Below are 25,982 nucleotides of genomic sequence, written 5' to 3'. Positions count from 1 at the left end.
ATGCAACTGGTCGAACGTCATTTCATCCATCAAGGTGATGCGCGCTATGCTGCTCTCGACGCAGCTTCCTTTGCCTCTAAAAACCTGTATAATCTGGCAAATTATCACATGCGCCAAGCGTTCATCCAGACGGGCGCGTACCTGGACTATGTAGAGGTCTATCAGGTAGTGAAGCACACTGATGCCTACCAAGCCTTACCCCGTAAAGTGAGCAATGATGTGCTTCGGCTGCTTGAGAAGAACTGGAAGGCGTTTCGCAAAGGGCTTGCAGCGTGGTTTGAAGACCCATCCAAGTTTTTAGGTCGCCCCAAACTTCCTAAGTACAAAGACAAGCACAAAGGGCGTAATATCCTCATCTACGATAGGCAGGCCCTCTCAAAAAAAGCGCTCAAGAAAGCAGTGATTGCGCCCTCGCAATTGGGCATTGAAATTCCTACCAAACAGGCAGTGGTGAAGCAGGTACGCATTGTCCCTAGACATGGCTTCTATGTGGTGGAGGTGGTTTACGAACAAGAACCCAAACAAGCAGCAGTTGATCCTTTGCTTGTGGCTGGTATTGACATTGGGTTGAACAATCTGGCGATGCTAACTTCAAACAAAACAGGCTTTGAGCCTGTACTTGTTAACGGGCGTCCCCTCAAGAGCATCAACCAATGGTACAATAAAGAACGCTCACGACTCCAAAGCCATCTGGGCAAGCATGAGCGCTTTACCTCTCCTCGTTTAGAATGCCTGACGAACAAACGTACGTGCAAAATCGATCACTACCTACACACCCAGAGCCATCGCATCATTGAACGGTTGGTCATGGAAGGTATTGGAACGCTAGTGATTGGCAAAAATGATGGGTGGAAGCAAGAAGCGAACATGGGGCGGAGAACCAATCAGCAGTTTGTGCAAATCCCCTTTGCCCGCTTCATCGATATGCTTACTTACAAAGCCGACTTGGTCGGAATCAGAGTCATCCTTCAGGAAGAAAGCCACACCAGCAAATGTAGCTTTCTTGATCGAGAACCCATCTGTCACCAGAATCGTTATCGAGGGAAGCGAATCAAGCGAGGGTTATTCCGTGCCAGTTCTGGGAAGCGCATCAATGCTGATGTCAATGGCAGCCTCAACATTATCCGAAAAGCAATCCCTGACTCCTTCGGGCAAGGGATAGAGGGCGTGGCAGTCCGTCCCGTGGGTGCTCCCACATACTGAGCAATGCTTGTCATTGTTTGGGTGAACTGTGAAACCGTCGCAGTCGCGCTACTGTAACTGGTGAGTTGCTCTCCCCTCTTCGTAAGAGGTATGCCACTGTCTTGCTGATGGGAAGGCAGGTAGAGCCGCGCTATAAGCCAGGAGCCAGGATACCTGTATTCGACCAGGACAGAGAGGTTCCTTCGCGTGTAAAAAAGGATCTCATGAAAACGCTATTCCCTGTCTCTCCTAAAGAGAGCCTGCCTATGCCGCCTCCTGTAGGGCATCGCAGGTCATCGGTAGTCGTCTATGGCCTGCTTATCGTCCTTTTGCTAGCTGTCATGTTGCTAGCGGTCAGCCTTGGCTCGACACCTATTCCCCTCGTTACAATTGCACAGGTGATCATGAATGGAACGGGTCTATTTCATTTTCAGCCCACCTGGGACCCCAGCGTCGAAATTATTATCTGGCAGTTGCGTATGCCCGTGGTAGTGGGCGCGGCCCTAGTGGGAGCTGCGCTCGCGGTCGCAGGCGTCCTTTTTCAGGGGCTCTTGCGTAATCCCCTGGCGGACCCCTTTCTTATCGGCACCTCGTCGGGCGCGGCCCTGGGGGCGACCATCTCCTTTGTCTTGCCGGTCGCGGCGCTCTATGATACCTTCTTTCCCCTCACGGCTATCCTGGCGTTTATAGGGGCGCTTGCGACGGTGCTATTTGTCTATAGTATCGCGCGCGTGGGCGGGCGGACCCCTGTAGTGACGTTGCTGCTGGCGGGTGTCGTCGTTAATTCGGTGATGGTGGCGTTGCAGACCTTGCTTCTGACGCTCTTTCCGCGCAATGACTTCTCCTTGCAATCGCTGTTTAACTGGCTCTCGGGCGGGATCGCGGTCACTGGCTGGTGGCAAGTTCTGCTGGTGGGGCTGCTGGTCCTCATCGGGTTACTTGTGGCCTCACGCCTGACGCGTGTGCTGGATGTTTTTGCGCTTGGGGAGGAGAGCGCGGCCTTCCTGGGCCTGCATGTCGAAGGCTACAAATTTCTCCTGGTTATGCTGGCTTCACTGATTACCGCTGCCGCGGTCTCTATTAGCGGCCTGATTGGCTTTGTGGGGCTGGTTACTCCGCATGTCATGCGCTTATTACTTGGTCCACGGCATCGCGTTTTGCTGCCCGCCTCAGCGCTGGGGGGCGCGATCTTTCTTGTAATCGCGGATTTGCTGGCGCGGACTCTGATAGCTCCGACCGTGCTCCCTGTGGGCGTCTTTACCGCCCTGGTTGGTGCTCCGTTTTTCCTGTTCCTGTTGCGCAGGCGGAGGAGGGAGTATCAATGGTAGCGTTAGAGAATGGACACCAGCAACCGCTCCTTGAGGCGCGCCATGTCTCCTTTGGCTATAGCGAGCAGGCGTTGTTATATGATGTCTCCCTTGCGGCTTCTTCGGGAGAGATGATTGCTCTTTTAGGTCCTAACGGTGCCGGCAAAACTACTTTGTTGCGCTTACTCAGCGGTGTCTTGCGCCCACAGCGTGGAGATGTTCTCCTCCAGGGGCGAGCTGTGCATACCTGGGGACGGCGAGAGGTCGCGCGCCGCGTGGCAGTGGTACCTCAAGACTTGCAGATGCCCTTTGCCTTTACCGTTGAGCATATGGTAAACATGGGACGTACCCCTTTTCAATCCACGTTCTTTGCCTCCTCCACCAAAGAGGATGAGACAATCGTGCAGGAGGCAATGGAGACCGCAGGCATTGGAGATCTGGCACAGCGCGTTTTTAATGAGCTTAGCGGAGGTGAGCGACAACGGGTGATGATCGCCATGGCCCTGGCTCAGCAGCCATCTGTCTTATTGCTCGATGAGCCAACGGCGCACCTGGATATCAGGTACCAGATTGAGACCTTAGAACTGGTGCAGCGGTTGCACCAGCAGCGTGGAGTGACAGTGATTGCAGCCATCCATGACCTGAACCTGGCGGCGCGCTATTTCCCACGCTTGCTGCTCTTTCAACGTGGAATCGTTGCCGATGGCTCTCCAGCGGAGGTACTGGCACCTGCCCTGCTCAAGAAGGTCTATGGTGTTGCCGTGCAGGTTGGGATTATGCGCGGTTCCGTCCATCTGAGCGTTCTGCCGCCAGGTGAGGAACCCAGAGATCCGCAGAAGGAGGTCAACTCCCGGATCCATGTCATCGCCGGAGGTGGATCAGGCGAGGTGCTGATGCGTGCCCTCGCTGACGAAGGCTACGCCTTCAGCGCGGGCGCATTAAATGTCGGCGATAGTGATCATACCCTTGCGCTGCGCCTGGCTGACGAAGTCGTGACCGAGCAACCTTACGCACCAATATCTGAAGCGTCGCTTCAACGGGTCCGTCGCGCGTTGCAGCGTGTCGCGTTGCTGATACTCTGCCCCGTGCCGATTGGCCCAGGAAACCTGGCTTTAGTGCAAGAAGCTGTGGTGGCAGCCCAGAGCGGTATTCCGGTGCTGTTGCTAGAGGCGCCAGAGTCCCAGGAGAGCGTTTGCGTGTCTCCTACTCCTGGAGATGAACACTCACCATCATGGGCGGCGCGTGACTATACAGGGGGCCAGGGAGCTATGCTGCTTGAAGAACTCAAGCGCCTGGGCGCGGTTACACTTCCTACCGTACAGGATGTGTTGGAGTGGTTACGCCAGCACCTGGCCGGTGAGGTGTTTACAGATGCGGCCGACTCGGCTGCGTTGTAGGGAGAACCTTATTCTGTGGTCGTAGAATAGATTGCTGGAGGGTGTCTCTCTTTACGAAAGTAGAGAGACACCCTCCAGCATGTTATATGCGCCCCCCCTTGCATTTCATGCCTTCTCCCCCTATACTTGCTGTAAGTTTTTCCAAAAGTGAGCATGTGTCAAAGGACAATCGGCTTTATTGAGGTACTTCGCCCTGTTGAATGGGCCGGCCGCTCTTCGTGCAAGTACTTCATAAGCGCTATGGGTTGTCTCGCTACCTCGTCGCCAGAAATAAGGTCAAAAACAAGGATATATATGTATGGCTGAAGAACAAAGAACGGTCACGTTGCGCCTACCATCTACCTTGAGCGCCTATAGTGGTGGGAAGAGTCAGATTGCCCTGCAAGCGAGCACCTTCGAAGAGCTATTAGCGCAGCTTAAGCAGCACCATCCAAGTATTTGGGAGTGTTTGTGTACAGAGCAGGGACAGGTGAAGCAGCACGTTACTATTTTTGTCAACAACGAAGTGATCCGCGATACTGGTAACCAGCAAATCTCCTTGAAACCGGGCCAGGAAGTTATTGTCCTACCCACGTTTGGCGCCTAAAAAAGCTCTGGGACGCCTTTGGGTCCATTCTCTTCCAGATGAGCATGATATACTCTGTAGAAAGTATTTGTTCTATGCAGATTTTTGTTCATTTGGGATTGATGCATGAAAAAGGATGGATATCAGGAATCGCTGGCGCGGGTCGCTGTAGAAGCTGAGATAACGACCCGCGGTGTTGCTTTACCCCCTTCAAAGCCCCCCAGTCATTGGAGTGTGCTACGCAATCGTAACTATGCCTTACTGTTTTGGGGACAACTTATTTCCGCTGCGGGCACACAGATGCAGATTGTGGCCGTTTCCTGGCAGGTGTATCTGTTGACGCACTCCGCGATTGCGCTTGGTATTATTGGCTTACTACAAGCGATTCCTCGCTTACTCTTTTCGCTGGTGGGAGGTGTGCTGGCTGACATCATTGATCGTCGGAAGATGCTGCTGGTAATTGAAATAAGTATGGCCGGTATGTCAACGCTCCTGGCGCTGTTTACGCTCTCGGGGGGCATCAATGTCTACCTGGTCTATGTGATTGTCCTCATCTCGGCCTCGGTCTCAGCCTTCGAATTTCCCGCTCGTCAGGCGGTGGTACCAACGCTTGTGCCTCGTGAACAGATCGCCAGCGCAGTCTCGCTCAACTCGGTCATGATGCAGCTTACCTTTGTCATTGGTTCCGCCTTTGGTGGCTATGTCATAGGCTGGCTGGGCGTTGTGGCTACGTATTGGCTAGATGTTGCCACGTACTTTGTGGTGATTGGCACTTTGCTTCTCATGCATATTCCACGCGTGGCCGTGGAGAAGCGTCCTCAATCTGGCTGGAAGGCGCTTGGCGATGGGATACAGTTCTTGCGCGCCCATCCCATTATTTTAAGCGTGCTCTCGATTGATTTCTTTGCCACGTTCTTTGGCTCTCCCAAGGCCCTGCTTCCCGTCTATGCCAACGATATTTTGCATGTGGGCGCGCAGGGGCTTGGCGTACTGGTAGCGGCGACCTCGCTTGGCGCGGTGGCCCTGACGCCGCTGACGGGGATCATCAACCGTATTCCACGGCAGGGGTTAGGCGTCGTGGTCGCGGTGCTGGGCTGGGGACTCTGCATTGTCGGGTTTGGTTTTGCTCCTGGCCCACTCTGGCTCTCGACGCTTTTGCTGGCTGGTGCTGGTGCGGCCGACATGGTCAGTATGATTCTGCGCGGCTTAATTGTGCAGCTTATAACACCGGATGAGTTTCGGGGGCGCATCAGCGCGGTCAACGCCATGTTTGTCATTGGCGGCCCCATGTTGGGGCAGTTTGAGTCGGGCGTCGTCGCGGGTGTTGCCTCGCCGCAACTCTCCGTCATAAGTGGTGGTCTGGCCTGTATCGTGGCAACGCTGGCAATTGCCTGGCTGGTGCCCTCCCTTTTACGCGTCAAAGTAGAGTGATTATCCTTGCAGGCACATGCCTTCGTGTCTGTTCAGGCTTGCGTGCCCTTGAGGAAGGAGGTTTGCTCTCGACATACACATGTCTAATAGTATTTCCTTCCTTATTTTTATTGTTTGCGAAAAAACAAGGACTATACTTTTTATAGCCTGCCTTGATGCGAAGTTTTCTCAATCTAGATTTAACTCGCGGAGAGAAATTACGCTGCGGGTAACTTTTGATGATTCCTAAGTTATTGAAGAGATGATAGCCTAGAGGTCACATGTGAGAGGAGTATTGTCCTGGGTAGACCACGCCGCGTATAACACGGCCTCTGGGTGTAGGGCAAGTGAAACAGCTTGCCTGGACAGCGAAGAGGCATACAGACTGCTTGTGGTACTACAGACGTTGTTTAGTGCGCAATAAAGACTTAGGGCAGATAAATCCATTTATCTGCCCTAAGTCTTTTTAATTACCCTCTTTTGTACCCGGCTTATATCTATGAGCCTCAAGATAAGCTTCTATATCACTACGTTTGAGTCTCCAAACAAAATTTACGCGATACCCTGGAATTTGTCCAGACTCTATCATACGGATAATGGTTTTTGATGTTACACCAAGCATTTTCCCCGCTTGTGTAGTTGACACCATTTCCTCTGACTGAGGATTATCACTTGCCATAATACAGATGACTGGTTTCCTGTACGTGTGGCTTGTACCTAATCGCCTCTAGGTAGGCTTCAACGTCACCCCGTCTGACTCTCCATGCCTCTGATGCTATTCTGTATCCAGGTAATTTGCCAGCCTTTATTATGTTAAGGACGGTTGCGCTTGAGACTCCTAATATTTTCCCTGCCTTCGCAAGTGAGATCATTTCCTCTGATGATGTGGAGGTTTTAGAATGGTCAGGGGTATCGGTTTCAGGCAAACTGTAATTTATACCATACTTCGACTTATTCGTAAGGTGGTCGATGCCATAGATCAAGTGAATTAAAATCCATTCGTATATGTAGGCATTAAGTTCTACGCCAGTAGTATATACCTTCTGCTTGAGAACCTGACCTCCCTGCGCCCATATATCTTGAATTGTTTTGCACTTTTCATAATTAAACCTTCGCCGTTTGATTTCAGATAGAGAAAATCGTGCCTCTTTTTCGTGATCGTCAATTCTGTCGAACACCTTGTCTCCGACTTTCCTTGTTGTGCCTTTGCCCACATAGAACACTGTGCCATCAGGCTTTGCGAGGGTGTATACATAGAAATCTTTCTTCATAGAATGCCTCTCCTTGCTAGCCATAAAGATGAGGGCAATCGCCACGCCCTAATTAATTATACGACACATACGATATTTTGTCAATTAAATCAGGGTAAATTATCGTTAGGTATTGAATATTCGCCTCTCTTCGCGTATAGTAGTACGCAGGTCTTGTTTTTTGTGAGAGGTGACACGATATGAATATTAACCAAGCAATGGCGAAGGACTTAACTGATTCGGTGGGCGCGTCTCGCCTGCTTTCACGGCGCTTTAATCGAAGTTTTAGCGTTGACAGCCTGCATCAGTTAGTGAAGCAAAATAAGTTACGGGCATTCATGTTCCATGAGGGAGAGTTAATAGAGCGTACTCCTGACATCCACACTAGGGGGAAAGACTTGCTGTTTCTCTATGCTGATCTGTATGCCTTAGAGCCACCACGTAAGCCGGGACGCCCATCAGAGGGAGTCAGCAAGGATAGTTAATTTTCCGACACTTCTGAAATTTCCCTCAAAACCTCTTGGTTAATTATCGTAAGTATCGTACGATATTCTTGTCAGGGGAACACAGAAACCCTATGCATATGATATCTCCCTGCTCAGACAGGCGAGCGAGGTTGAGTATGTACAGGATATGGCCGATGTGCGTGGGCAGGAGCATGTCAAGCGCGCGCTGGAGGTTGCGGCCAGTGGTGGACACAATATTCTGCTGAGTGGCCCTCCGGGATCGGGGAAGACGCTCCTGGCGCGGTCTGTTGTAGGATATCAGAATTAGTGTCAATATATTCTAAATTAGTGTCACTAGTGACATTACCTTACGCTCAATTTTGCGGTTTCCCCACTCTTTGGCAGGCGTGTTTCATGAGAAACTCCAAAAGAGTGTCAGCAAAATAAAATAAAAAGTCGAAATTAGTGTCGCTAGCCCACTACTTTTTGGCTAAATTTGTACACCTTCTGAAAACAGGGATGTAAGAATTATCAGATCAATTATCTTGCATTATTGTCTGTGTCAAACGAAATAGCTGAGTGATGTTGCTACTGATGAGGAGAAACGCGATTATGTTGGCAATGGTTCGTAGTTGTGCGGTTCTTGGTCTAGAGGGTTCTTTAACCAAAGTCGAGGTTGATCTTGCCAATGGCCTTACAGTGTTTATCATCGTTGGACTTCCCGATGCAGCTGTCAATGAAGCGAAAGAACGTGTGAAGGCGGCCATCAAAAATAGTGGTTGTCAGTTCCCTTTCAAACATATCACTGTGAATCTTGCTCCTGCTGACCTGCGTAAAGAAGGTCCTGCTTATGATCTTCCTATTGCAGTGGGAATCCTGTTGGCTTCTGGGCAAGTCAACATTGATAAGAGTGTTAATGAATACCTCTTTTTGGGGGAACTCTCGCTTGATGGGAGTGTCCGCCATACGAACGGTATCCTTCCCATGGTCGCATTGGCTTGCGAAAAGCGTGTAAAAGCCGTGTTTGTGCCTGCCGTTGACGCGGCTGAAGCGACGTTAATTGAAGGGGTGAATATTTATCCTGTTGAAACCCTTGGACAACTTGTGGCTCATTTCAATGGTGAGCGACCAATTGAGCCATACCAGCGTAATCCTCATATCTTAGATTGTGCTGATGAGGTAATGTATCTGCAAGATATGTCAGCTGTGCGTGGGCAAGAACATGTGAAACGCGCATTAGAAGTTGCAGCTAGTGGGGACATAATATTTTAATGAGCGGCCCCCCAGGATCAGGAAAGACGCTCTTGGCCGGTACTGTCCCTTCTATTCTCCCACAAATGGTGATTGATGAGGCCATCGAACTTACTAAAATTTATAGCGTGAGTGGCATGCTACCTCCAGAAAAGCCGCTGATTGTGCAAAGACCTTTTCGTTCTCCACATCATACCATCAGCCACGCGAGATTGGTGGGTGGTGGACGTATCCCGCGTCCTGGCGAGATTAGCTTGGCTCATCGTGGTGTCCTCTTTTTGGATGAATTGCCTGAATTTGGGCAGAATGTATTTGAAGTGTTACGCCAGCCCTTGGAAGATAAAGTGGTCACAATTGCTCGTGCTCAAGGCACGATCACCTATCCAGCAAATTTTATGCTCGTTGCTGCCATGAATCCGTGTCCGTGCAGATAACAATGGAGATTTTTGACTTTTGATTGAAAGGAAAGCATTGTGTACTTGAGCGAACCAAACGTCAGAATAGGTAAATATGATATTTACGAGGATGCAATGCTCAGTCAACCAATCACATTTGTGGAAAGCAGCTTATTATTTACGAGTCCACTTATCATATTAGCCCTATTCCCCTGTGTTTCTTTGCTCGTCCGGGCGAGCGTCTCGATGTATCGAGAAATGCGATCTAGTCGACGTCAGGGAAAACGTTGGATCACGCCGGGTTGATCTGGATGATTTTCTCTTCTGGAGCCAACAGCACTTGCACACAACAGATGCTGTCGTCCTAGAAGCAACCACCAATGCCTGGTATCTCTGCGATCAGCTTCGCCCCCTGGTCGCCTCGGTCACGGTCGCGCATCCATTGCTTGTCAAACTGATTACGACTGCTCGCGTGAAGACTGATGCACGCGATACACTGCACCTGGCCAAACTGTGAGCTGCTTGTCTGATCCCTGCCGTCTGGATTCCTCCCCAAGACGTACGTGAGTTGCGGGCTCTCGTTGCACACCGCACACGTCTGATCCGCCAACGGACATAGGCCAAGAACCAGCTACAGAGTACCTTACATCAGTATAATATCGTTCCTCCTGCTGGAGGGCTCTTCGCTCCAGAGCAACGCGCCTGGTGGGAAACGCTTTCTCTTTCGGTATTTGAGAAGCCGCGCATTCGTCAGGATTTGCGCGTACTTGACAGCCTGGAGCCACTGATTGAAGAAGTGGATACGGAATTGATACACCTGAGTGGAACAGAGCGCTGGAGAAGTCAGGTGACCTTTGTCCTTCAGTTGCCTGGAATTGGAGTCATCAATGCTCTCGTTCTACCGGCCGCCATTGGTGATATTACGCGCTTCCTGAAGTCGCGAAGCATCTCGTTGGATATGCTGGCTTGGGGGCGAGTGTCCATGCTTCTGGCCAGACCTACCAAACTGGAAATATTACTAAGCAAGGGCGAAAAGAGATGCGAGCGGCCCTCGTCCAATCGGCATGGATGGCGGTTTCGCATCATCCACAGTGGAAAGAGCAGTTCGAGTGGCTTGCCATACGCATTGGGAAAAAGAAAGCGATTGTCGCCATTGCGCGTAAGCTCCTCGTAATCGTCTGGCATGTGCTGATCCTGGCAGGAAGCCGATCGGCATGCGGATCAGGAGAGGGTTGCCCGGACGATCCTGGAAGGGGCACGAAACAAATCGACAGCGACACGACTTGGTCTCTCACGCCTTGAATTTGTGCGTTGCGAGTTAGATCGGCTCGGGATAGGAACGGAGATGTAACGTTTCGTCTTCGGAGGTCGGACCTTTCATCTCCCGAAATCAGCATCTGCAGGCTAGCTGATCCCTGTAGAACACGCTTTGCTCTTGTATCAAGCACTTGAGAGGATACCACAGCGCTCCGCCGCGTCATGGCCAAGCCCTACGGGTGCTCCGCTTCGCTCCGCAGCCTTGACCCAGCTCGCGCTTCTGTGGTCAAGGACCCTTTGTGCTTGATGAAAGGCAAAAAACAGGACTTCTGTTTTCGTTGTCGATTTGAAAGGGTACTTCATCGGTATGTGCAAACGCGGCTCGTAAAGCGTGGATATACGCAATAAAAGTCTATTAGCAATTGAGCGGTGATTTTATTGAGTATTAAGCGCTCATATTTTAACTGGTTTTTTTCTTGACACCTCTGCAAGGCTGTGGTATGATCGAATTATAGGGTGATAGTGTAGCGAGGGAAAATTGTATATCCCATAGATATGCAGTCGAGGAGCCACTTTAAAAACTGAATCCTTGTGATATCCATCCTCTGATGCATTATCGCTTAAATGATCACTTGTGGAAAGGGGGTTGTTCTTGTTGATTTATTGCATTATATATGCAATAATAAACTGTAGTTCTGGAGGAATTTGATGGATCATCACCACCAGCAGATGTGGGATTTTTCAGATGATGATATTGAAGAAGCCACAGATGCTGATGCAACTTATAATCTAGGATACCAATCATCCGATGGGGCAAATCTTATTCAAGATCTTGACCCCATCAAACAATTGGATGATTTGAGGAAGGAAGCGGATTTTCGCCCATCCACTACTGGTCATCAGCAATTGAGAAAGTTTATACTCTCTCATATGATTGGAGCTTTCTATGTTCTGACTGGCATCAGTATCATAGTGTTCCTTTTCACTGGAAGTATTCTTCCTCTTTCTGCTGTTTTGGCCTTTTTCCTCGCCTTGATCTCTAAGCTAACTAGCTAGCCAGGTGTGTTTCTTAGAGACCTGATTATTAACGAATGGAGCTTTCTTCTCGTCACTTGCCTTGTGACAGAAGTAGGCTTCATTTATTTTTGTACCATAGCATCATGCAACAAGCTAGCCTTAAAGACAGAGGTCGGGTTACCTTTTTCATCTGTGATACTAATAGTGCTTGTTGGCTTTGTCTCACTAATAAACCAAGCATACAATCGGATTGCGTTACGAATGACTTCTGCTCGCGTTGTAGCACCTACCATATGTTGGATATCTTCTAGGCGCTGCAACGCTTCTGGCGTAAAATCCAACTGCACTCTTTCCTTTTGCTTCGTTTCTCTTATTGGTTGTTTCTTAAGCTCTGTATCTGTACCAGACATCAGCTGCTCCTCCTTTGTGTTTTAACTGCTACTAACTTGCAGCGCTTTAAGTTCATACTTCTAGAAAACAAGTTAAATACAGATTGCTTTAATGATTTTTTGCAGTCTTCCAGCCTGGTCACCGGAATATTCTGCTGGTTAGTCCCTGTGTTTAGGAAGTGATCATTAGCCCATCTCGATCTCTGGTTGTATTCGGAGACAATATCAACCCAATACCGTAGCGAATTGTTGTAACGGGGTGATACCGTACCGCCACGCTTATAATATTCCAGCGCAATTGCATCGCCATCAGCTGGGATTGCTCTATAGCAGTAAATTGACATAATTCTGTGAGGTATTCGTATCTCACTTCTTTCTTTTAAGTTACATCTCTGAAATGGTTTATTGTTAGACCACGAAACTTTGCTACAAATATTGATTTGATAACTTCTTTCATCTTCTACCATTTCACTCTTCTTATAAAAAGTCCATAGATCAGTATGTGACATGGATAAATGTTTGTTTTTTTGAAGATACTCAGAAAGTAAAGACAAAAAGGAAGAAAGAAGTGTTTTATCACTTTCTTCTCTCTTTAGTTTTATTTCTATAAAGTTACGACCTGTTTGTGAAATGAAAGTAGGTACTCGATTATCTTTGGTTAACCTCTGGTTGTATATAGATGCTGGTATTCGAAATTGAGTCACTCCAAATTGAAATTTGTCCTTTATTGGTTTGTTCAATTTATCTGAATCGTGGAACATGAGCGCTGATAGGGCTAGAGCAGCATAGGTTTTCCCTGTACCAGTATTGCCAACAATAAACAATTGAATTTTATTTTCTCTGTAGAGAAAGGAGTAATCATGTGCATATGATGCATTGTGCATTATTCTTCCCATGCTTTTCTCCTCCTAAAATTGCTTTATCTGTGATCAGTATACAAAATATCATTACAAATTGCAAGCTTTTTTACTCATTCGAATCCTATGTTATTAGACGTAATCAGCAGCCAAAACTTAAAATTAGGAGAAAACGCACTCAAATTCACAAGGAAATAAAGGCTAAAAATGCATCTCTATTTGTATTCTGAGCTAAGATGTCCAAAAAATCGGAATAACCATACCAATTTTTGCCTCAATTGCTGGCTTGTTTCACTGCAATCTTATAGAACCATATTTCTGACGCCAGAAATTAGGACTGATAAGAAGCCAGATGATTTAAGCTGATTTGAAATCTTTATTGTTTATATCCTTTCTTAATAAATGCGAATTTGATTCGCCTCAAATCTCTTGAGTTCAATTTTTGAGGTAGGTGACTCTCACAAGGAGCAGATAATTGGATAGTATTCTTATCTTAACTGTATGAGAATGAATGATGCCAATAAACAGTTTATCTGTGATAGATCCTCTCAGGCTCTGCCTTAAACTCTAGAAAAGTTAGTTTTTACGTAAGAGATGATTTTCCGTATCTGCTAGGATGGTTCTCCCAGGTCTGACGTTCTCAGATGAGTTCCTTAAGGAAGACTCTCTATGTCAAGCCCTAAAACGGTCAATTTGAAACAAGGCAAAAATTGAGAACAGGAGGAAAAACGATGCTTTCAACACGGCATGAAGGAGTGTACCACGCCGCTCAGGCGTGTCAAGCCGCTGCGCTTTCCTTGACACACCTGAGCTTGCGTGGTCAAAAAAAGGCATGCCGAGTTGAAAAGGCAAAAAACAGGCGCCTGTTTTGCCTGGGAGAAGGAGCGCTTCGCTCATCTGTGGTTGGTTGAGCACTCACGCTGCACGAGGCGCATGCATGTGTCTGGCTTGTTCAAAGATCGCAGACTGGTAGTGTTCTCCTTTAAGCCACAGCGCAAAGAGAATGCGTACCCAGACATTAGCCAGCGCACGGACAGCGACGGTGTGGCTTTTGCCTTCCCGACGTTTGCGCTCATAGTACTCGCTGGCCCAGGCTTCGGTCTGGATGCTTTGCCAGGCAAACTGCTGCAGCACGTTGCGCAACGGTTTGATGCAGGCATAGCGCCGATGCGGTTTGGCATACTTGCCACTTTCATAAGGTACTGGCGAGGTGCCAGCCAAGGCTTGCAAACTGGCAGTATCCTGATAGCGCGAGCGGTCATCCCCAATTTCAGCCAACAGTCGTGGGGCAATCCGCTTGCCTGCACGAGGCAGCATGCGAAAGAGATGACTGTCAGCATGCATCAAAAAAAGGCGCTCAATCTCCTGATCATAGGCGGCAATCTCTTCCATCACGGGCTGCAATTGACGGATCAGAGCAATCAACAAACGAGATTTGGTCCTGCACGTCACGTCATCGGCAGTCAACTGGGGCTGATGCACCTGGTACACAATCGAGGCCGCGGTCTTCTTTGGCGTTGGATACCCAGTGCTTCTCAACAGCTCAGCAATCTCTTCACACGAAGCGTTCATCGCCTCCTGCGGGGTCGGATAGGCGAGCAAGAAGTGCAAGGTCGAAGGTTGCTGCACCTTGGTAAACAGAGTAAGCGCAACTGGATAGTACGCTTTGAGACAGGCGGTAAGTTGATTGACCAGGCGGGTTTGCATCTGGATCAAGCCATCTTGGTCGAGTGTCAGGGCTTTCAGTTCGGCAATCAGCGGGCTATCGGGTTCCAGTCGCCGCAGATCAGCAATTTCCGACCGCCCGTGTTTCGCCAGCAGATACGCATCGATCTGGTCCGTTTTGGCTCCCGATGCCGAACGTTTACGATCCACCGTCTTGGGATTGACCGGATAGACAGCAAAACCTGCTTCCAACAAGTGGGTAATCAACAACCCCCGAGTGGTCTCGACAATGCAGGCCAGTTCTGCCTTGTGCTCTGGACCACAAATGGCTGTCAGGCGGCTGGCCAGCTCGTCGAGGCCTTTCGAGGTGTGCATGATCCGAAACGAGGCGAGTTTTTGCCCTCGTTCATCGAGGACGAGAATGTCGTGATGGGTATCTGCCCAATCGATTCCTGCAAACCACATAAGCAGGTCCTCCTGCTGAAACAACGGTTCCTGGTGAGGCGAGAGGGTCCTTTTACTGCGGCGCTCACGGCGCGACTCTCCAATGATTCGTTTTCCAGGAACCCAGGAAGGCGAAGAGCGATCTTCCTTCATTGGTCAAGCCACGTGGGAAAGAGAGTCTTTCGCCTTCCAGATTCGAGCATTCATACCAGCAAGTGTACCGCTTGCTGTGGCCTTGTGTCGAGAAGGCCTGGTAGTAGTTTACTGTAAAAGAGGAAGTACCCTGGTAAGCATATGGGCACTTCCTCAGGTCTATAAAGCTAATTTAAGAGCCCTTGAAACTCTTTTACTATTGATTCGAGATCGCTGGTGTTGCGATATGTGTAACGTTTAGCAGTAAACATATTACCGAGATCGCTGGCCATCTTCTGTGCTAAAAAATCCCACAGGTCTAGATGGCTTTGATAGTCATTTTCACTATTCTGTGCGAAGATGTGCATGAGGTGTATTGGGCGTGTGATGTGTCCTTTTCCCAAGCAGTACCAATACTTTACCTGATTCGTTGCTCCTCCAGCGCTTTCTGCCTCAACAATAAGTGTCCTTTGAGGGGTTTCCACACGCAGATCGCCAAACTGGAAGTATGACCGTCCCGATATCGCAATTCGATTTCCCTTTCCCTGACTGCCATAGACTTTCATATTTTTCTCTAGGGCAACTTCTTTAAATCTTGCCAGTGCCAGTTGTTCTAGATTTTGTCGTTTCTTTTCTGGGTTTGTTGTCATTTGCATCCCTCCAAATGTGGCAAAAACGTGAATGTCTCTTGATAAGAGAAAGAATTGAAAACGTAGTAAATTAACACATCTTTTGCATTGTTTGCACGCGATGTGAAGATGGATGGTACTGGCTGGTTCGCTTTACTAAATTTTCTATAGAGAGAACTTACTACGGCGGTGCTAAGGGGACTATCCTACATGAGTTGTTCTTTTTAAGGTAGGTTTCTGCTTTGGGTTTTGCTATTTACAATGTCACTTGAAAAAGGTCATCTACGTTATACTCATCCATATAAACCAATGGGCTGTCTACCTCTACACAACGATGGAATTGGGCAATCTCTTCCGTAGAAAGTAACATATAATAAGCGCGCTTTACCCGTTTAAAGGCAGGTTTTGAAAGCCAGTAAGCAGACTTCTTTTTGTCTTTAATGTCAGGGAAACGGGAACGCATATTTATGCAGTGATAGTTCAGAGTGGCATCGAAACTACCTCGAGTCCCTCCTTTGCCAATCCCTGGATTGGTTTGTATATATGCCTCATATAATTCTGTGAGTGATACAGGACGCCGATCTGCGCCAATTTTGCCAGCAACTTCAATGATGAGATCAACCAAGTTACGTTTTGACAGAATACCTGGCCCTTTGTTTGTATTTCCGGCGGCCTCTTTTTGAGCTTGGGCTATTGTTTCGTAGATTAGTGGTAAAAGTTGCCTTGGAACAGGAACGTAAACAATATCTGTATCATTCTTGGTAAATTCGTTCATTATCCTGATTCTCCTAAGCTTTTCTTTAGCAAATTATATCACAAAAATATAATAAAGTAAAATATAACATATATTTTACTTTATTATATTTTTGTGAGCTCTTGTTTAAGCTGCGTATTGCTTACTAATGTGTTTGGCGACTGGCCGTACTAAAATTTGCTTGTAGAGTATAGATTATTAGGTTTGTATAATGCTTTTAAAACAAAAAATGTGTATACTAATGAATGGTAGTAAATGCCTATCAGTGCTTATGAAGTGATAAATTATTACAGTTGGTGATTTATTGTATGCTTGTTTCGATAGAAGAGCTGAAAATCAAATAGAAAATGCTCGGAATGAAGCGCACAAAATTAGAGTTTACCGAACAATAGCCTGATATGCACAACAACGATGCCAATATGCCTCTATAAAGTTTGCTCTTGGAAATTATTCAGATGCTGAAATTTTTAAGAGGAAGAATCATGGTTGGCAGTGGGAGCTGACGCCTGGATAGTAACACCTTCTCGATTGGATGCCAACTATGAATTATGGCTGGTTGACCTTTGCAGCTTTGTGCTTAGTGCAAGATTACGAAACCTTTTCGGGAAGAGATAAATGTGGCTCATATGCACACCCATAATAGGCACAGACTCGCTCAGCGAGGTGGTGAGCCGAAAGCAACCCATTGGTTTCGGCCACATTGCGTTTGCCATGGACCCACTTGGGCTCAATTGGATTGAGCCAGGGACTTTTGGTGGGCAGTTGGAAAGGCAAAATCCGTACCCCTTCGTCCGTTTGTTTGACAGCGAGGTTGTGTTTTCTGATCCAGGTGCGCACCATCTTACTCACATGCCAGGAGGCGTTGTCCCAGATGAGGAGCCACTGACGTTTGCCTTGTGCGGCCAATTGCTGACAACACCAGTCCAGAAACTGGATGGTGATCTCACTCACCGGGCGTCCTGTGACAAAACGAAGCCACATCTGCTCTCGCACGGGTTCCTCCGTGGTTCCGTTTTGCCAGAGGACACCATAGCAAGCCAATGCTTTTGGGTCAGGGTCATTCTTTTGCCAGGATTGCTCAACCAAACGGACTGGGTACTCTGGATCTTGCCAGGTGTGAAGGCGTGGAAGAGCAAATCGGCTCCACCAGACCTCGTCGAGGAAGCCAATGGCCCAATCAGAGCGGGGTTGAGCGTACGCGATCAAGCGGTCACGAGCCTTTTTTTTCGTGCATACTGCGGATCGGGGCTGGTAATCCAGTGCTTGGCTCGTTTCCAACTGACGCCCAAGCGCTTGAGCGCGCGGCGGACACTGGCAGCAGTGGTCGGGGCAGCTACGAGTCCTTGTGACAAGCAGATTTGCGCCACCAGTGGGAGAGACCAGAGATTGCGCTCGATACCAAAATCGCGCGGGCTGCGATGGAGCAGATCGCGCAAGGCTGGCAGATTCTCGTCGGCAATGCTGGTGCGTAGCCGATGAGGGCGACAGGACTCCTTCTTGAGCACGTCGAGCCCCTGCTCGTTGAAGTCTTTGATCACATTGCGCACTGTCTGGTCGTCGCAGCCCAGCTGCCGCGCAATGGCGATGGCTCGCTCTCCACGGGCTGAAGCCAGAAGGATCTGGCAACGGCGTAGCACAAAGGCTGAGCCGGAGCGTAAGTGAGCCTCGATATGGGCTCGCTCGGATTCGGTGAGTGGTCGAATGAAAATGGGTTGCATACCTTCTCATATCGGCTACTTTCCTACTTTCTTTTGGACGATTGCATTAGGGACATTCGATGGCAGAAGATCACCGGGAATACTACACTCTTGAAAAAGATAAAGCTTGTATTGCTGTGGTGTATCCCTTAATCGCTTAAAACCTTTCGTTCCTTTAGTTATTCTGTGTTCAGAGGAGCTGTGTATGCCTCTACTTGGGAAACAACGACTTAGCGGATCTCAGATGTGGCAGTTATGTACTGCTATTAGCGCTGCATTCGACAAAGATAGTTTCGAAGAGACTTTACTCTATCGACTGAATAAAAAGATGAGCAATATTGTGCTAGAGGGGAACTTCCCTACACGTGTACGTAAGGTGATTGAACGTGCCGAACAAGAAAGCTGGACAGCCAACCTTGTATTAGCTGTCCGTGAAGAACGTCCTGATGATGTGAATTTATTTTTGTTCGCCCAGCAATTTCATCTTGCATGCGAGGCTCCACAAGAGCAAGCTCTTGAGCGAACGATTCGTGAAACGAACAGTGACCTGGATGTTTCCTCTTGGCGCAGGAAATTAAGCCAGCTTGAAAATCAGATCTGTCGTGTGGAAGTATGCACAAGGCAAGGCGACACAATCTTTGGTACTGGTTTCTTAGTGAGGCCAGACTTGGTGATGACTAATTATCATGTCCTTAAAGAGCTTATTGAAAAGGCGATTCCTGCACAAAATGTTCGCTTTATCTTTGATTACAAGGTGCTTGAAGATGGAACAACGTTGTACCAGGGCACTTCTTGTTCACTTTCTAAGCAAAAGTGGTATTTTGACCACAGTGTATATAGCGAGCTTGACTTAAAGGTAGATAGTGGGAATGGCAAGCTTCCTCAAGGAGACCAGCTTGATTATGCAATCGTTCGTTTGGAAAAGGCTGTAGGAAATGTGCCTATTGAGATCGAAAAGGCCACGCCTACGGCGCCTCCTCGTGGATGGATACAGCTTTCTACAAAGCAATATTCGTATCAACCAGAGACAGCATTGTTTCTTCTTCATCATCCAGTGCATAATCCCTGCGAGCCACAGTTTGCGCCTCTGAAACTGACCTTTGATACTCAAGCGATTCTTACAATCAATGCAAATCATACACGCTTGCGCTATACAACAAACACAACAGGCGGCTCATCAGGTGCACCATGCTTTAATGCAAATTGGGACTTGATTGCCCTGCACCATGCTGGAGATCCGAACTTTCAACAATGGTATAAGCCTACGTACAACCAGGGAATACCCATTTCGGCAATTATTACTTTGTTGCAACAAAAAGGGAAAACAGAAGTATTGCAGTAGGAGCATAAGGAAGTTAGTTGGTGAGGAATAACATATGGAATTAAATCATACTTTTCGTAGGCAGTTCTTGAAAGCGTTGGATCAGGCATTTACAAATAAAGATGAGATAGAAAACCTTGTATGGCTTACATTTAATAAATCATTGGATCAAATAGCTATCAACAAGGAAACTTCGTCCGCCATTATTTGGACAGTAATACATGTAGCAGAAAAAGAAAAGCGTGTCCCACAATTACTTGCTGAAGCCATCAAATTGCGGGAGAATGATGAGGCTCTTCGGCAACTCTCGCAGCAATTGAGATTTGTGTTAGATGAAACTGAAGACAAAGATCATTATGAAGCACTTTTTCTCAAAGGTGATCGTGTCCTGGTGAATCGTAAATACCTTCGGGATGCACTGCGTGATTTTATGCGAACATCAGGTAAACCAATTTTGCTTGTGCAAGGACCATCGGGGAGCGGAAAAACTCATACCAGGTATTTTATTTCCTATCTTGCTGAGACCCTAAAAAGTTTTCGTGTTATTTTAATTGATTTTGCGGATATGATGACTTATGCCAATGGTAAAATTGAGGCGGAAATGGTAGGGAATGCCCTTGCAGCGCGGATGTGTTTTGATGGAATGCCAAAAAGGTTCGAGGAACAGGAGGCACGCTGGGTTGGGCAATATTATAACTGGCTTCTTCCTCACTTGCGATCTGAATTAACAACTTACTGGTTTGTGTTTGATCACTTTGAAAAAGCGTTGCTTTCTCCAGGCGTGCTGGACCTTATACGCGAATTAGCTTTTTTGATTGATACTGACCAACTCGATGCTCGATTAGTTTTGCTGGGGTACCAAGAACTACTTCCGATATCTGTTGATGGGAGTATCTGCCGCGAAACTTTGCGTGCCATAGGAAAAGATGATGTAGTAGATTACTTTATCCGTCTTTATGCAGATCGTAAGCAGCATAAGGGGATAGCGTATTCAGTTCGCGATGTTGCAAGCTCTATCAACGTTGTGTGGCGAAAGCGAAGTTCCCTTCAGAGCCAAAAAGAGAATGCGCAAGCTTTGAAAATCCTGGGAGAGGCTATTGTGCAAGAAATTAAAAAACTTTATGCCAATCCTGATGAGCCTCACGTAGATCAGAAGATGTGTAATGCCGTATATGAAGAACTTTCGATCTTGGAAGCCACCGTTTCACCCCAAGAGGAACAGCACACTGCTCAAGTACAATATGGCCCCTATCATAGAGCCGCTGCAGTACTTTCGACTTTTGATAGTAACACCTTAAAACCTACTAAACAAGTAAAAAAGCAAAAAGGACTTCAAGATCTTCTTGCCGATAGCGTACCTGTTCACACGATGGGAGAGAGCAACCGTTGGACACTTCGTCCCGAGGTTCGTCGAGAAGTCCTACAACAGATGAGGACAAGAAGAGTTTTTCGCCAAGCCTTGCAAGTGAATAACGAGAGATCTGATGATGACTTGCAGCAGATGATAGAAGCATATATTGAGGATAAAGCGCTTCCTATTGAGGAGCAAACGATTCGTCAGCTAGCGGCAACTATTCAAATATCTGAATGGTTCCATTCAATTCTCGAAAATGTTCCTTCCCTGGAAAAGTTGCAGCAACGTCGTGATTTTCTTCTACTGCTTGAGCCATTTCGTGAACTTGCTGATGTCCATTTTAGAGGGCGTGAGGCGCAATTGGAGACGTTACGTGAGTATGTTGGCGTCCTTTCATCGTCCAAACCCGCTCAAACAACCTCCTTCTCTTTTTCTTTAAAACCTATTTTTATTTATGGTTTAGGAGGAATTGGAAAATCTACCTTGGTGGCGCGTTTCTTATGGGAGCACGCCACTCTGCCTGATAGGGAACGCTTTCCTTGGATCTACATTGACTTTGATCGCCCTGGCTTGTTTATAGAGGAGCCACTTACATGGTTGGTTGAAGGCATACACCAACTAGGGATTCAATATCCATTATCACGTGAGCAGTGTGAGAGTGTACGTGAAAAAATCGAGAAGGATATTCTTACACAGACAAGAGCTTTACGAACACGTATTAGCGGAGGAATCAGTCAGCATGCTCTTCCTGTCTATTCAGGTATACGTGAGTGGAAGCATGCGCTCACTAATTTTGCTAGTCTTTTGAAAAAGATTAAGGTTGCGCAGGATCCTCTACTCTTGGTTTTGGATACCTTCGAAGAGGTGCAATATCGTAGTGAACTTGCAGTACAGGGAGTGTTTGATTTTCTACGAGTATTGCACCAGAGTGTGCCACAACTACGTGTAGTGTTAATTGGCAGAGCTTTTGCTACAGAAGCTCCTTATAAGTTGCAAGAAATGCATTTAGTTGATTTTGATGAAGCTGCAGCTCAGGGTTTTCTTGAGTCACAGGGAATACCTTCTATAGATGCGGTCTCTATCGTTCGGCAGGTTGGTGGAAATCCATTGAGCCTGAGGCTAGCAGTTGAGATTTGGAGAGCTGAAGATAAACAATCCCATAAAAAAACTACTTTTGATCTTCAACTCTATCATACCCGTTTGCAAGTGAGTGAAGTACAGGGCATTCTCTTCCGACGATTGCTCGATCATATTCACGATGAAAAGGTGCGCAAATTGGCACTTCATGGTCTTGTTTTACGTCGTATTACTCCTGGCTTGATTCGCGAAGTGCTTGCTGGACCGTGTGGAGTGGAAATATCCGAAAAAGGTGCTGAACAGATATTGTTTGCTGAAATGCAACGAGAGGTAGGGCTTTTTACATATGAAGCTGGTGCATTGCGTCAGCGAAGTGATGTACGTCGTGTTGTTGTGCGCCTACTTCGTGCTAGTGGGGCAGATAAAGTACGTCGTATTGGAGAGGCTGCTATTGCTTATTATGAACACTTTGATGACCCTGAATCACGAGCAGAGGAACTTTATCATCGATTAATGTTACAGCAATCACCGGAAGTGCTTACCAAGCGTTGGATTGATAATATTGGCCTTGAGCGATATTTGTATAGTGCACTAGAGGATATACATTTACAAGAGAAAATCTGGCTGGCGCCTCGACTGTCCATTTCTTTGACGGCACAAGAACTTCTACAAGCAGATATAGAAGGATGGGAGCGTAACACACTTCAACGTGTACAAGAATATCTTCTGCATAACCGTCCTTCAGATGCCCTGATAATGTTGAGGGAAAGAGAAGAACGTACTTTGGGGAGTCAACTCTTTGAGGTAGAAGCACAAGTTCTTGAACAATTGTCTCGTTGGGAAGAGGCACGTGAGGTATTGAAAAAGGGACTGCAAACGGCTACTCGTTTTCAATGTGAGTACTACTTCCACTATATACAGCTTTCCATACGTGTGGGGGATTTACAGGAGGCACGTACTTCTCTGAACGCTGTTGCTACATTTTTGCATAGCCATGAGGATGCTACGCTGCTTGTCCTTGAACGGGATCTTATACTCCTTGGGTTGTATGCAGCAGAAGGAAAATCTCTACATGATAGTGCTGTAGCTGAACAGAGAGTGGTCCTTCACACTCAGTTCGACTTATTGTCTGATGAGCAAGTACAGGCACACCCAAAACTCATGGGTTGGTTTGCAAGTGAGGTGGGAGATTTGTATCCAGAGAGTGTATTGAGAATTCTGCTTCTTAATGGTCTGAATGTACAGCAACGCTCTCTCTTACGGTTACTCATCCATGCCTTTGTTGACTGGGATTTTGAGATATCGCGGGCTCATCGTGAATTACCTGGTTTCCTAGCACGTCAAATACATATGCCCGAGGCGAAGACTTTGCAGGAAGCATGGGCATGGGCAGTGCAAGAAAAAAGCCCTGATGAGCTAGCACAGTACATTGTCAAGCTCCATGAGCAGTATACTCTGCCTGCACCAGTGTTGGCTGTTGTTATCGATATTTTACGAGAATATGCTCGGGATGCTATTGTCTATTTCTTGACAGAACAGCGACAAAATCCTGCATTGCGAGAAGAACAACCTTCTGATGAAGAGACTCTATCAGGGGAGATATTTTCTTCCTCGCCTGAGGAAACACTTCACGTACAATATACTAAAGAGCATGATTTGAAGTTAACAAGAGAGCAACTATTTCAATTTTATCAGGCATTACTGGATGCATTTTCTGATCGCACCCTTCTATCAGAAATGCTTCATGCTCGATTAGGGCGTCATTTAGATGCCATTACGCTGAATTCGAATTTGTACTCCACTGTTGCAGATTTGATAAACACTGCTGAAGCAGAAGGATGGCTTGCTGATTTGTTAGTTGCTGTGCGGCAATCCCAGCCCTTAAATCCTTCACTTTTGCGTTTTGCAGCACAATTTGGTCTGGCTCCCTCGCTTCCTACTCAGTATGTAAGCCAGTTTAGAAGAGAAGGGGAAACATTTTTTGACTTACCTGAATGGTTACCCCGTTTAGGAAGAATAGAATCACAAATATGCCGTTTAGAAATTGCTCGGAATGTGAGAGGCACAGGTTTTTTGATAGGACCAGATGTGCTCCTAACCTCGTATGTAGTCGTGGAAGAGATTATCGAGAAAAAAGCGCCCCCCCAGGAGTTGACAATACGTTTTGATTATAAGTGGTTGGGATACAGTGGTGAAATTAATACAGGAACTACTTATCACCTGGCATCGGATTGGTTACTCGATTATAGTCCATATGATGGTTCTATGACGCAGGAATCGATTCAAACCCAACCCCTTAATTATGCATTGCTACGTATTCAAGGATCTCCGGGTAAGGATCCTATCGGGGGAGAACGTGCCGAATTGAGTGCAAATTTACGTGGATGGATTGATGTCCCTCGTCACCCTGTACCAATTATACCGCAATCACCCCTTTTGATACTACAATATGTCGAAGACCAACCTCTAAACTTTTCTAGGGGGACTACTGGAATTATCGGAATAGATCCAAGTGGCACACGTTTAGCCTCTCACGTAGATACTGGCCCAGGTTCTGCTGGGGCACCCTGCTTCAACGAAAAGTGGGAGCTTCTTGCCCTCCATCACAGCGTTATATTCTTAAAAGATGGAAAACGTGTAAATGAAGGTACATTAATTTCTGCTATTGTGAACCAGTTGCAGAAAAAAGGCTCTCTAAAGTTACTTGGATTGCAGGATGATCGCCTTAATTCTAAGGAAACAAGCGAGTCAATGAGAGTACCAGTATCCAGCCGTGAAAAAGCCTACGAGGAAGCTTATTCTGCGCCTTCTTTACAAGAAAAAGATGAAATTAATGTTGGTAATTCATTAAAATATACAAATTCAAGTCATATCACTTTTATTGGCGCTTTAGCTAAAAGTTATGGTATTGACGATTATAAGCTTGCAAAAGATGAAGATAAGATACGCATATATAAAAGTGCATTAAAAGAAATGGAGATATGCCTATCAAAAGATATAGACTCTATTACATCAGAAACTTTAAATGCTATACAAAAAGATATTTATGAGATTCGAACATATTTTAGCGAACTATCGTACAACGTTGCGGGACAAAAAAACTTGATCAAAGAGATAATTAATTATCTCGATATTGCCCGTATAAACGTACTGTCAGCGCGTGAAACTCCAAGAAACAAGAGGCTATTTGAGTATTTAATAAAGGCTTCTTATGCCTTAAGAGAAATTGAAATTTTTATTGAAAGTGTGATTGAAACATAGGAGGATCAATAAAAGGTTTAGATGCATGTTCTTGCTGAGGCATAAAATGAGACCAGACTTTGAGAGTGGGCCAATTGTTACGTTTCGCATTTTTTCTAATACATGAGTATGTATGATACTGCATGATTCGGTTGGTGATAAGGTACAAGCTCGTCTGTATGCTTTCTCGCTTTTTTTCTTAAAAGCATTTATGAGTACTAATACTGGTAATAGTAGCAAGCAAAGCTTGAAAAATATCTATAGCGAATTTATCAATTGCTCACGTCTATTAAAGGAAACACACTTTTCCTTTTGGCAGTCCACTAGAGGCAACAACAACGAAGGTTTCTGGTTGAAATGTAGTGTGTTATGAAAAGGAGACACTGTATGGAGGCACTGCTGCGCTATTTTGATTTAAATACACGCATTACCACTGCATATATTAAGGCGAATCCTCATGAGGCTTTAGAATTTGCAAAACCGGTTACTCTTCCTTCAATTCCTCTGTGGAAACAACTCCTGCTTTACCTAGGGACTATCATCGGGGTACTCTTCAGTTCGAGCATTATGCAGTTTCAAACAAATCAGGATATTCAACTCCATATTACCCTTCCTGCCATTGTACTCTCCGCAATCATCGCCATTGTTATTCTTCCAGGAATTTATGAAAAAGTTATCAACCCTATCTCACCATTTATTGTGCAGTTTGGGCTCTTTGTCCAACAAGGCGTGTTCTGGTCTGTCTTGCTCACCGCTGTTGGGAAAGCGATTGGAGCCCACTAATCTTGGAGGAGATGGCAACAATGGAGCCAGCGAAAAGTGTGGATATTTACTATAGCTATGCCCCTGCGTGAAACAATCGAGATTTTGCACTCTTGATTGAAATTTTGCTTATTTGTCTATATACTCCTTTTCTCTTCAAGATACAATATTTTTGTTGCGTTAT

21 protein-coding genes, 2 pseudogenes and 1 riboswitch are annotated in these 25,982 nt (G+C 46.6%); of the genes and pseudogenes, 14 read left to right on the top strand and 9 right to left on the bottom strand.

What is annotated here, in order from left to right; translation table 11 throughout:
- The 5 genes from KRAC_RS05860 to KRAC_RS05840 all read left to right on the top strand — a co-directional run bounded on the left by KRAC_RS05860 (position 1) and on the right by KRAC_RS05840 (position 5,882).
- Positions 1-1,203 (top strand): RNA-guided endonuclease InsQ/TnpB family protein, encoded by a 1,203-nt coding sequence (locus KRAC_RS05860; protein WP_007905226.1) that lies wholly within the window; start codon positions 1-3, stop codon positions 1,201-1,203.
- A gap of 24 nt (positions 1,204-1,227) precedes the next feature.
- Positions 1,228-1,347: riboswitch (cobalamin riboswitch) on the top strand.
- A 59-nt stretch (positions 1,348-1,406) separates the two neighbouring features.
- Complete coding sequence (locus KRAC_RS05855) at positions 1,407-2,510, top strand: FecCD family ABC transporter permease (RefSeq protein ID WP_007905223.1); 1,104 nt, start codon at positions 1,407-1,409, stop codon at positions 2,508-2,510.
- Positions 2,504-3,886, top strand: a complete 1,383-nt coding sequence (locus tag KRAC_RS05850) for a heme ABC transporter ATP-binding protein (protein WP_007905218.1) — start codon at positions 2,504-2,506, stop codon at positions 3,884-3,886. Before KRAC_RS05855 ends, KRAC_RS05850 begins: the two co-directional genes overlap by 7 nt.
- A gap of 298 nt (positions 3,887-4,184) precedes the next feature.
- Complete coding sequence (locus KRAC_RS05845; RefSeq protein ID WP_007905216.1) at positions 4,185-4,472, top strand: MoaD/ThiS family protein; 288 nt, start codon at positions 4,185-4,187, stop codon at positions 4,470-4,472.
- 105 nt (positions 4,473-4,577) lie between these two features.
- On the top strand, positions 4,578-5,882 hold the full coding sequence (locus KRAC_RS05840; RefSeq protein WP_007905214.1) for an MFS transporter: 1,305 nt from the start codon (positions 4,578-4,580) through the stop codon (positions 5,880-5,882).
- Between the two features lie 445 nt (positions 5,883-6,327).
- Here KRAC_RS05840 and KRAC_RS65405 read toward each other — a convergent pair whose 3' ends face one another.
- The gene (locus KRAC_RS65405; protein WP_007905213.1) at positions 6,328-6,540 is read right to left on the bottom strand and encodes a helix-turn-helix domain-containing protein; all 213 of its coding nucleotides are present in this window, start codon (positions 6,538-6,540) and stop codon (positions 6,328-6,330) included.
- Complete coding sequence (locus KRAC_RS05830; RefSeq protein WP_007905210.1) at positions 6,530-7,132, bottom strand: LEM-3-like GIY-YIG domain-containing protein; 603 nt, start codon at positions 7,130-7,132, stop codon at positions 6,530-6,532. Before KRAC_RS05830 ends, KRAC_RS65405 begins: the two co-directional genes overlap by 11 nt.
- Before the next feature lie 179 nt (positions 7,133-7,311).
- Here KRAC_RS05830 and KRAC_RS05825 point away from each other — a divergent pair, with 179 nt between their 5' ends.
- From KRAC_RS05825 to KRAC_RS05810, 6 genes and pseudogenes are all read left to right on the top strand, one after another.
- Complete coding sequence (locus tag KRAC_RS05825; RefSeq protein WP_007905209.1) at positions 7,312-7,596, top strand: hypothetical protein; 285 nt, start codon at positions 7,312-7,314, stop codon at positions 7,594-7,596.
- A 142-nt stretch (positions 7,597-7,738) separates the two neighbouring features.
- Positions 7,739-7,870 (top strand): annotated as a pseudogene (locus KRAC_RS65400) (ATP-binding protein); the annotation flags it as partial.
- Positions 7,871-8,169: 299 nt separating this feature from the next.
- Positions 8,170-9,236, top strand: a pseudogene (locus tag KRAC_RS79325) (YifB family Mg chelatase-like AAA ATPase); the annotation flags it as partial.
- Positions 9,237-9,543: 307 nt separating this feature from the next.
- Positions 9,544-9,720: a hypothetical protein gene (locus KRAC_RS70840; protein WP_157506326.1), complete on the top strand. Its 177-nt coding sequence runs from the start codon at positions 9,544-9,546 to the stop codon at positions 9,718-9,720.
- Positions 9,721-10,169: 449 nt separating this feature from the next.
- Positions 10,170-10,505: a transposase gene (locus tag KRAC_RS60870; RefSeq protein ID WP_211221247.1), complete on the top strand. Its 336-nt coding sequence runs from the start codon at positions 10,170-10,172 to the stop codon at positions 10,503-10,505.
- A gap of 663 nt (positions 10,506-11,168) precedes the next feature.
- On the top strand, positions 11,169-11,516 hold the full coding sequence (locus KRAC_RS05810) for an HPP family protein (protein WP_007905207.1): 348 nt from the start codon (positions 11,169-11,171) through the stop codon (positions 11,514-11,516).
- A gap of 83 nt (positions 11,517-11,599) precedes the next feature.
- Here KRAC_RS05810 and KRAC_RS05805 read toward each other — a convergent pair whose 3' ends face one another.
- The 7 genes from KRAC_RS05805 to KRAC_RS70830 all read right to left on the bottom strand — a co-directional run bounded on the left by KRAC_RS05805 (position 11,600) and on the right by KRAC_RS70830 (position 18,065).
- Complete coding sequence (locus KRAC_RS05805) at positions 11,600-11,887, bottom strand: hypothetical protein (protein WP_007905206.1); 288 nt, start codon at positions 11,885-11,887, stop codon at positions 11,600-11,602.
- Positions 11,887-12,762, bottom strand: a complete 876-nt coding sequence (locus KRAC_RS05800) for a hypothetical protein (protein WP_007905205.1) — start codon at positions 12,760-12,762, stop codon at positions 11,887-11,889. The genes KRAC_RS05805 and KRAC_RS05800 overlap by 1 nt, the downstream gene beginning before the upstream one ends.
- 876 nt (positions 12,763-13,638) lie before the next feature.
- Positions 13,639-14,853 carry an IS110 family RNA-guided transposase gene (locus KRAC_RS05790; protein ID WP_007905203.1) on the bottom strand — a complete coding sequence of 405 codons (1,215 nt, stop codon included), beginning with the start codon at positions 14,851-14,853 and terminating at the stop codon, positions 13,639-13,641.
- Positions 14,854-15,152: 299 nt separating this feature from the next.
- Entirely contained in the window at positions 15,153-15,614 is a 462-nt protein-coding gene (locus KRAC_RS05785; RefSeq protein ID WP_007905202.1) for a hypothetical protein, read from the bottom strand.
- A 235-nt stretch (positions 15,615-15,849) separates the two neighbouring features.
- Positions 15,850-16,368 carry a hypothetical protein gene (locus tag KRAC_RS05780; protein WP_007905201.1) on the bottom strand — a complete coding sequence of 173 codons (519 nt, stop codon included), beginning with the start codon at positions 16,366-16,368 and terminating at the stop codon, positions 15,850-15,852.
- 567 nt (positions 16,369-16,935) lie between these two features.
- On the bottom strand, positions 16,936-17,553 hold the full coding sequence (locus tag KRAC_RS70835; protein ID WP_007905171.1) for a transposase: 618 nt from the start codon (positions 17,551-17,553) through the stop codon (positions 16,936-16,938).
- Positions 17,550-18,065: a helix-turn-helix domain-containing protein gene (locus KRAC_RS70830; RefSeq protein WP_007905169.1), complete on the bottom strand. Its 516-nt coding sequence runs from the start codon at positions 18,063-18,065 to the stop codon at positions 17,550-17,552. Before KRAC_RS70830 ends, KRAC_RS70835 begins: the two co-directional genes overlap by 4 nt.
- A gap of 184 nt (positions 18,066-18,249) precedes the next feature.
- On the opposite strand from KRAC_RS70830, the gene KRAC_RS05765 reads away from it, so the two are divergent.
- The 3 genes from KRAC_RS05765 (at position 18,250) to KRAC_RS05755 (ending at position 25,819) form a co-directional block, all read left to right on the top strand.
- A complete protein-coding gene (locus KRAC_RS05765) occupies positions 18,250-19,386 on the top strand; it encodes a trypsin-like peptidase domain-containing protein (protein ID WP_007905199.1) in 1,137 nt (378 codons plus the stop codon).
- A 34-nt stretch (positions 19,387-19,420) separates the two neighbouring features.
- A complete protein-coding gene (locus KRAC_RS60865) occupies positions 19,421-25,057 on the top strand; it encodes an effector-associated domain EAD1-containing protein (RefSeq protein ID WP_007905197.1) in 5,637 nt (1,878 codons plus the stop codon).
- Between the two features lie 366 nt (positions 25,058-25,423).
- Positions 25,424-25,819 (top strand): hypothetical protein, encoded by a 396-nt coding sequence (locus tag KRAC_RS05755; RefSeq protein ID WP_007905194.1) that lies wholly within the window; start codon positions 25,424-25,426, stop codon positions 25,817-25,819.
- Positions 25,820-25,982: the final 163 nt, after the last annotated feature.

Origin of the sequence: Ktedonobacter racemifer DSM 44963 (assembly GCF_000178855.1) — a bacterium.
Lineage (GTDB): Bacteria > Chloroflexota > Ktedonobacteria > Ktedonobacterales > Ktedonobacteraceae > Ktedonobacter > Ktedonobacter racemifer.
Note: the sequence above shows the minus strand (reverse complement) of the source record. Positions and strands in the feature narration are given on the sequence as shown.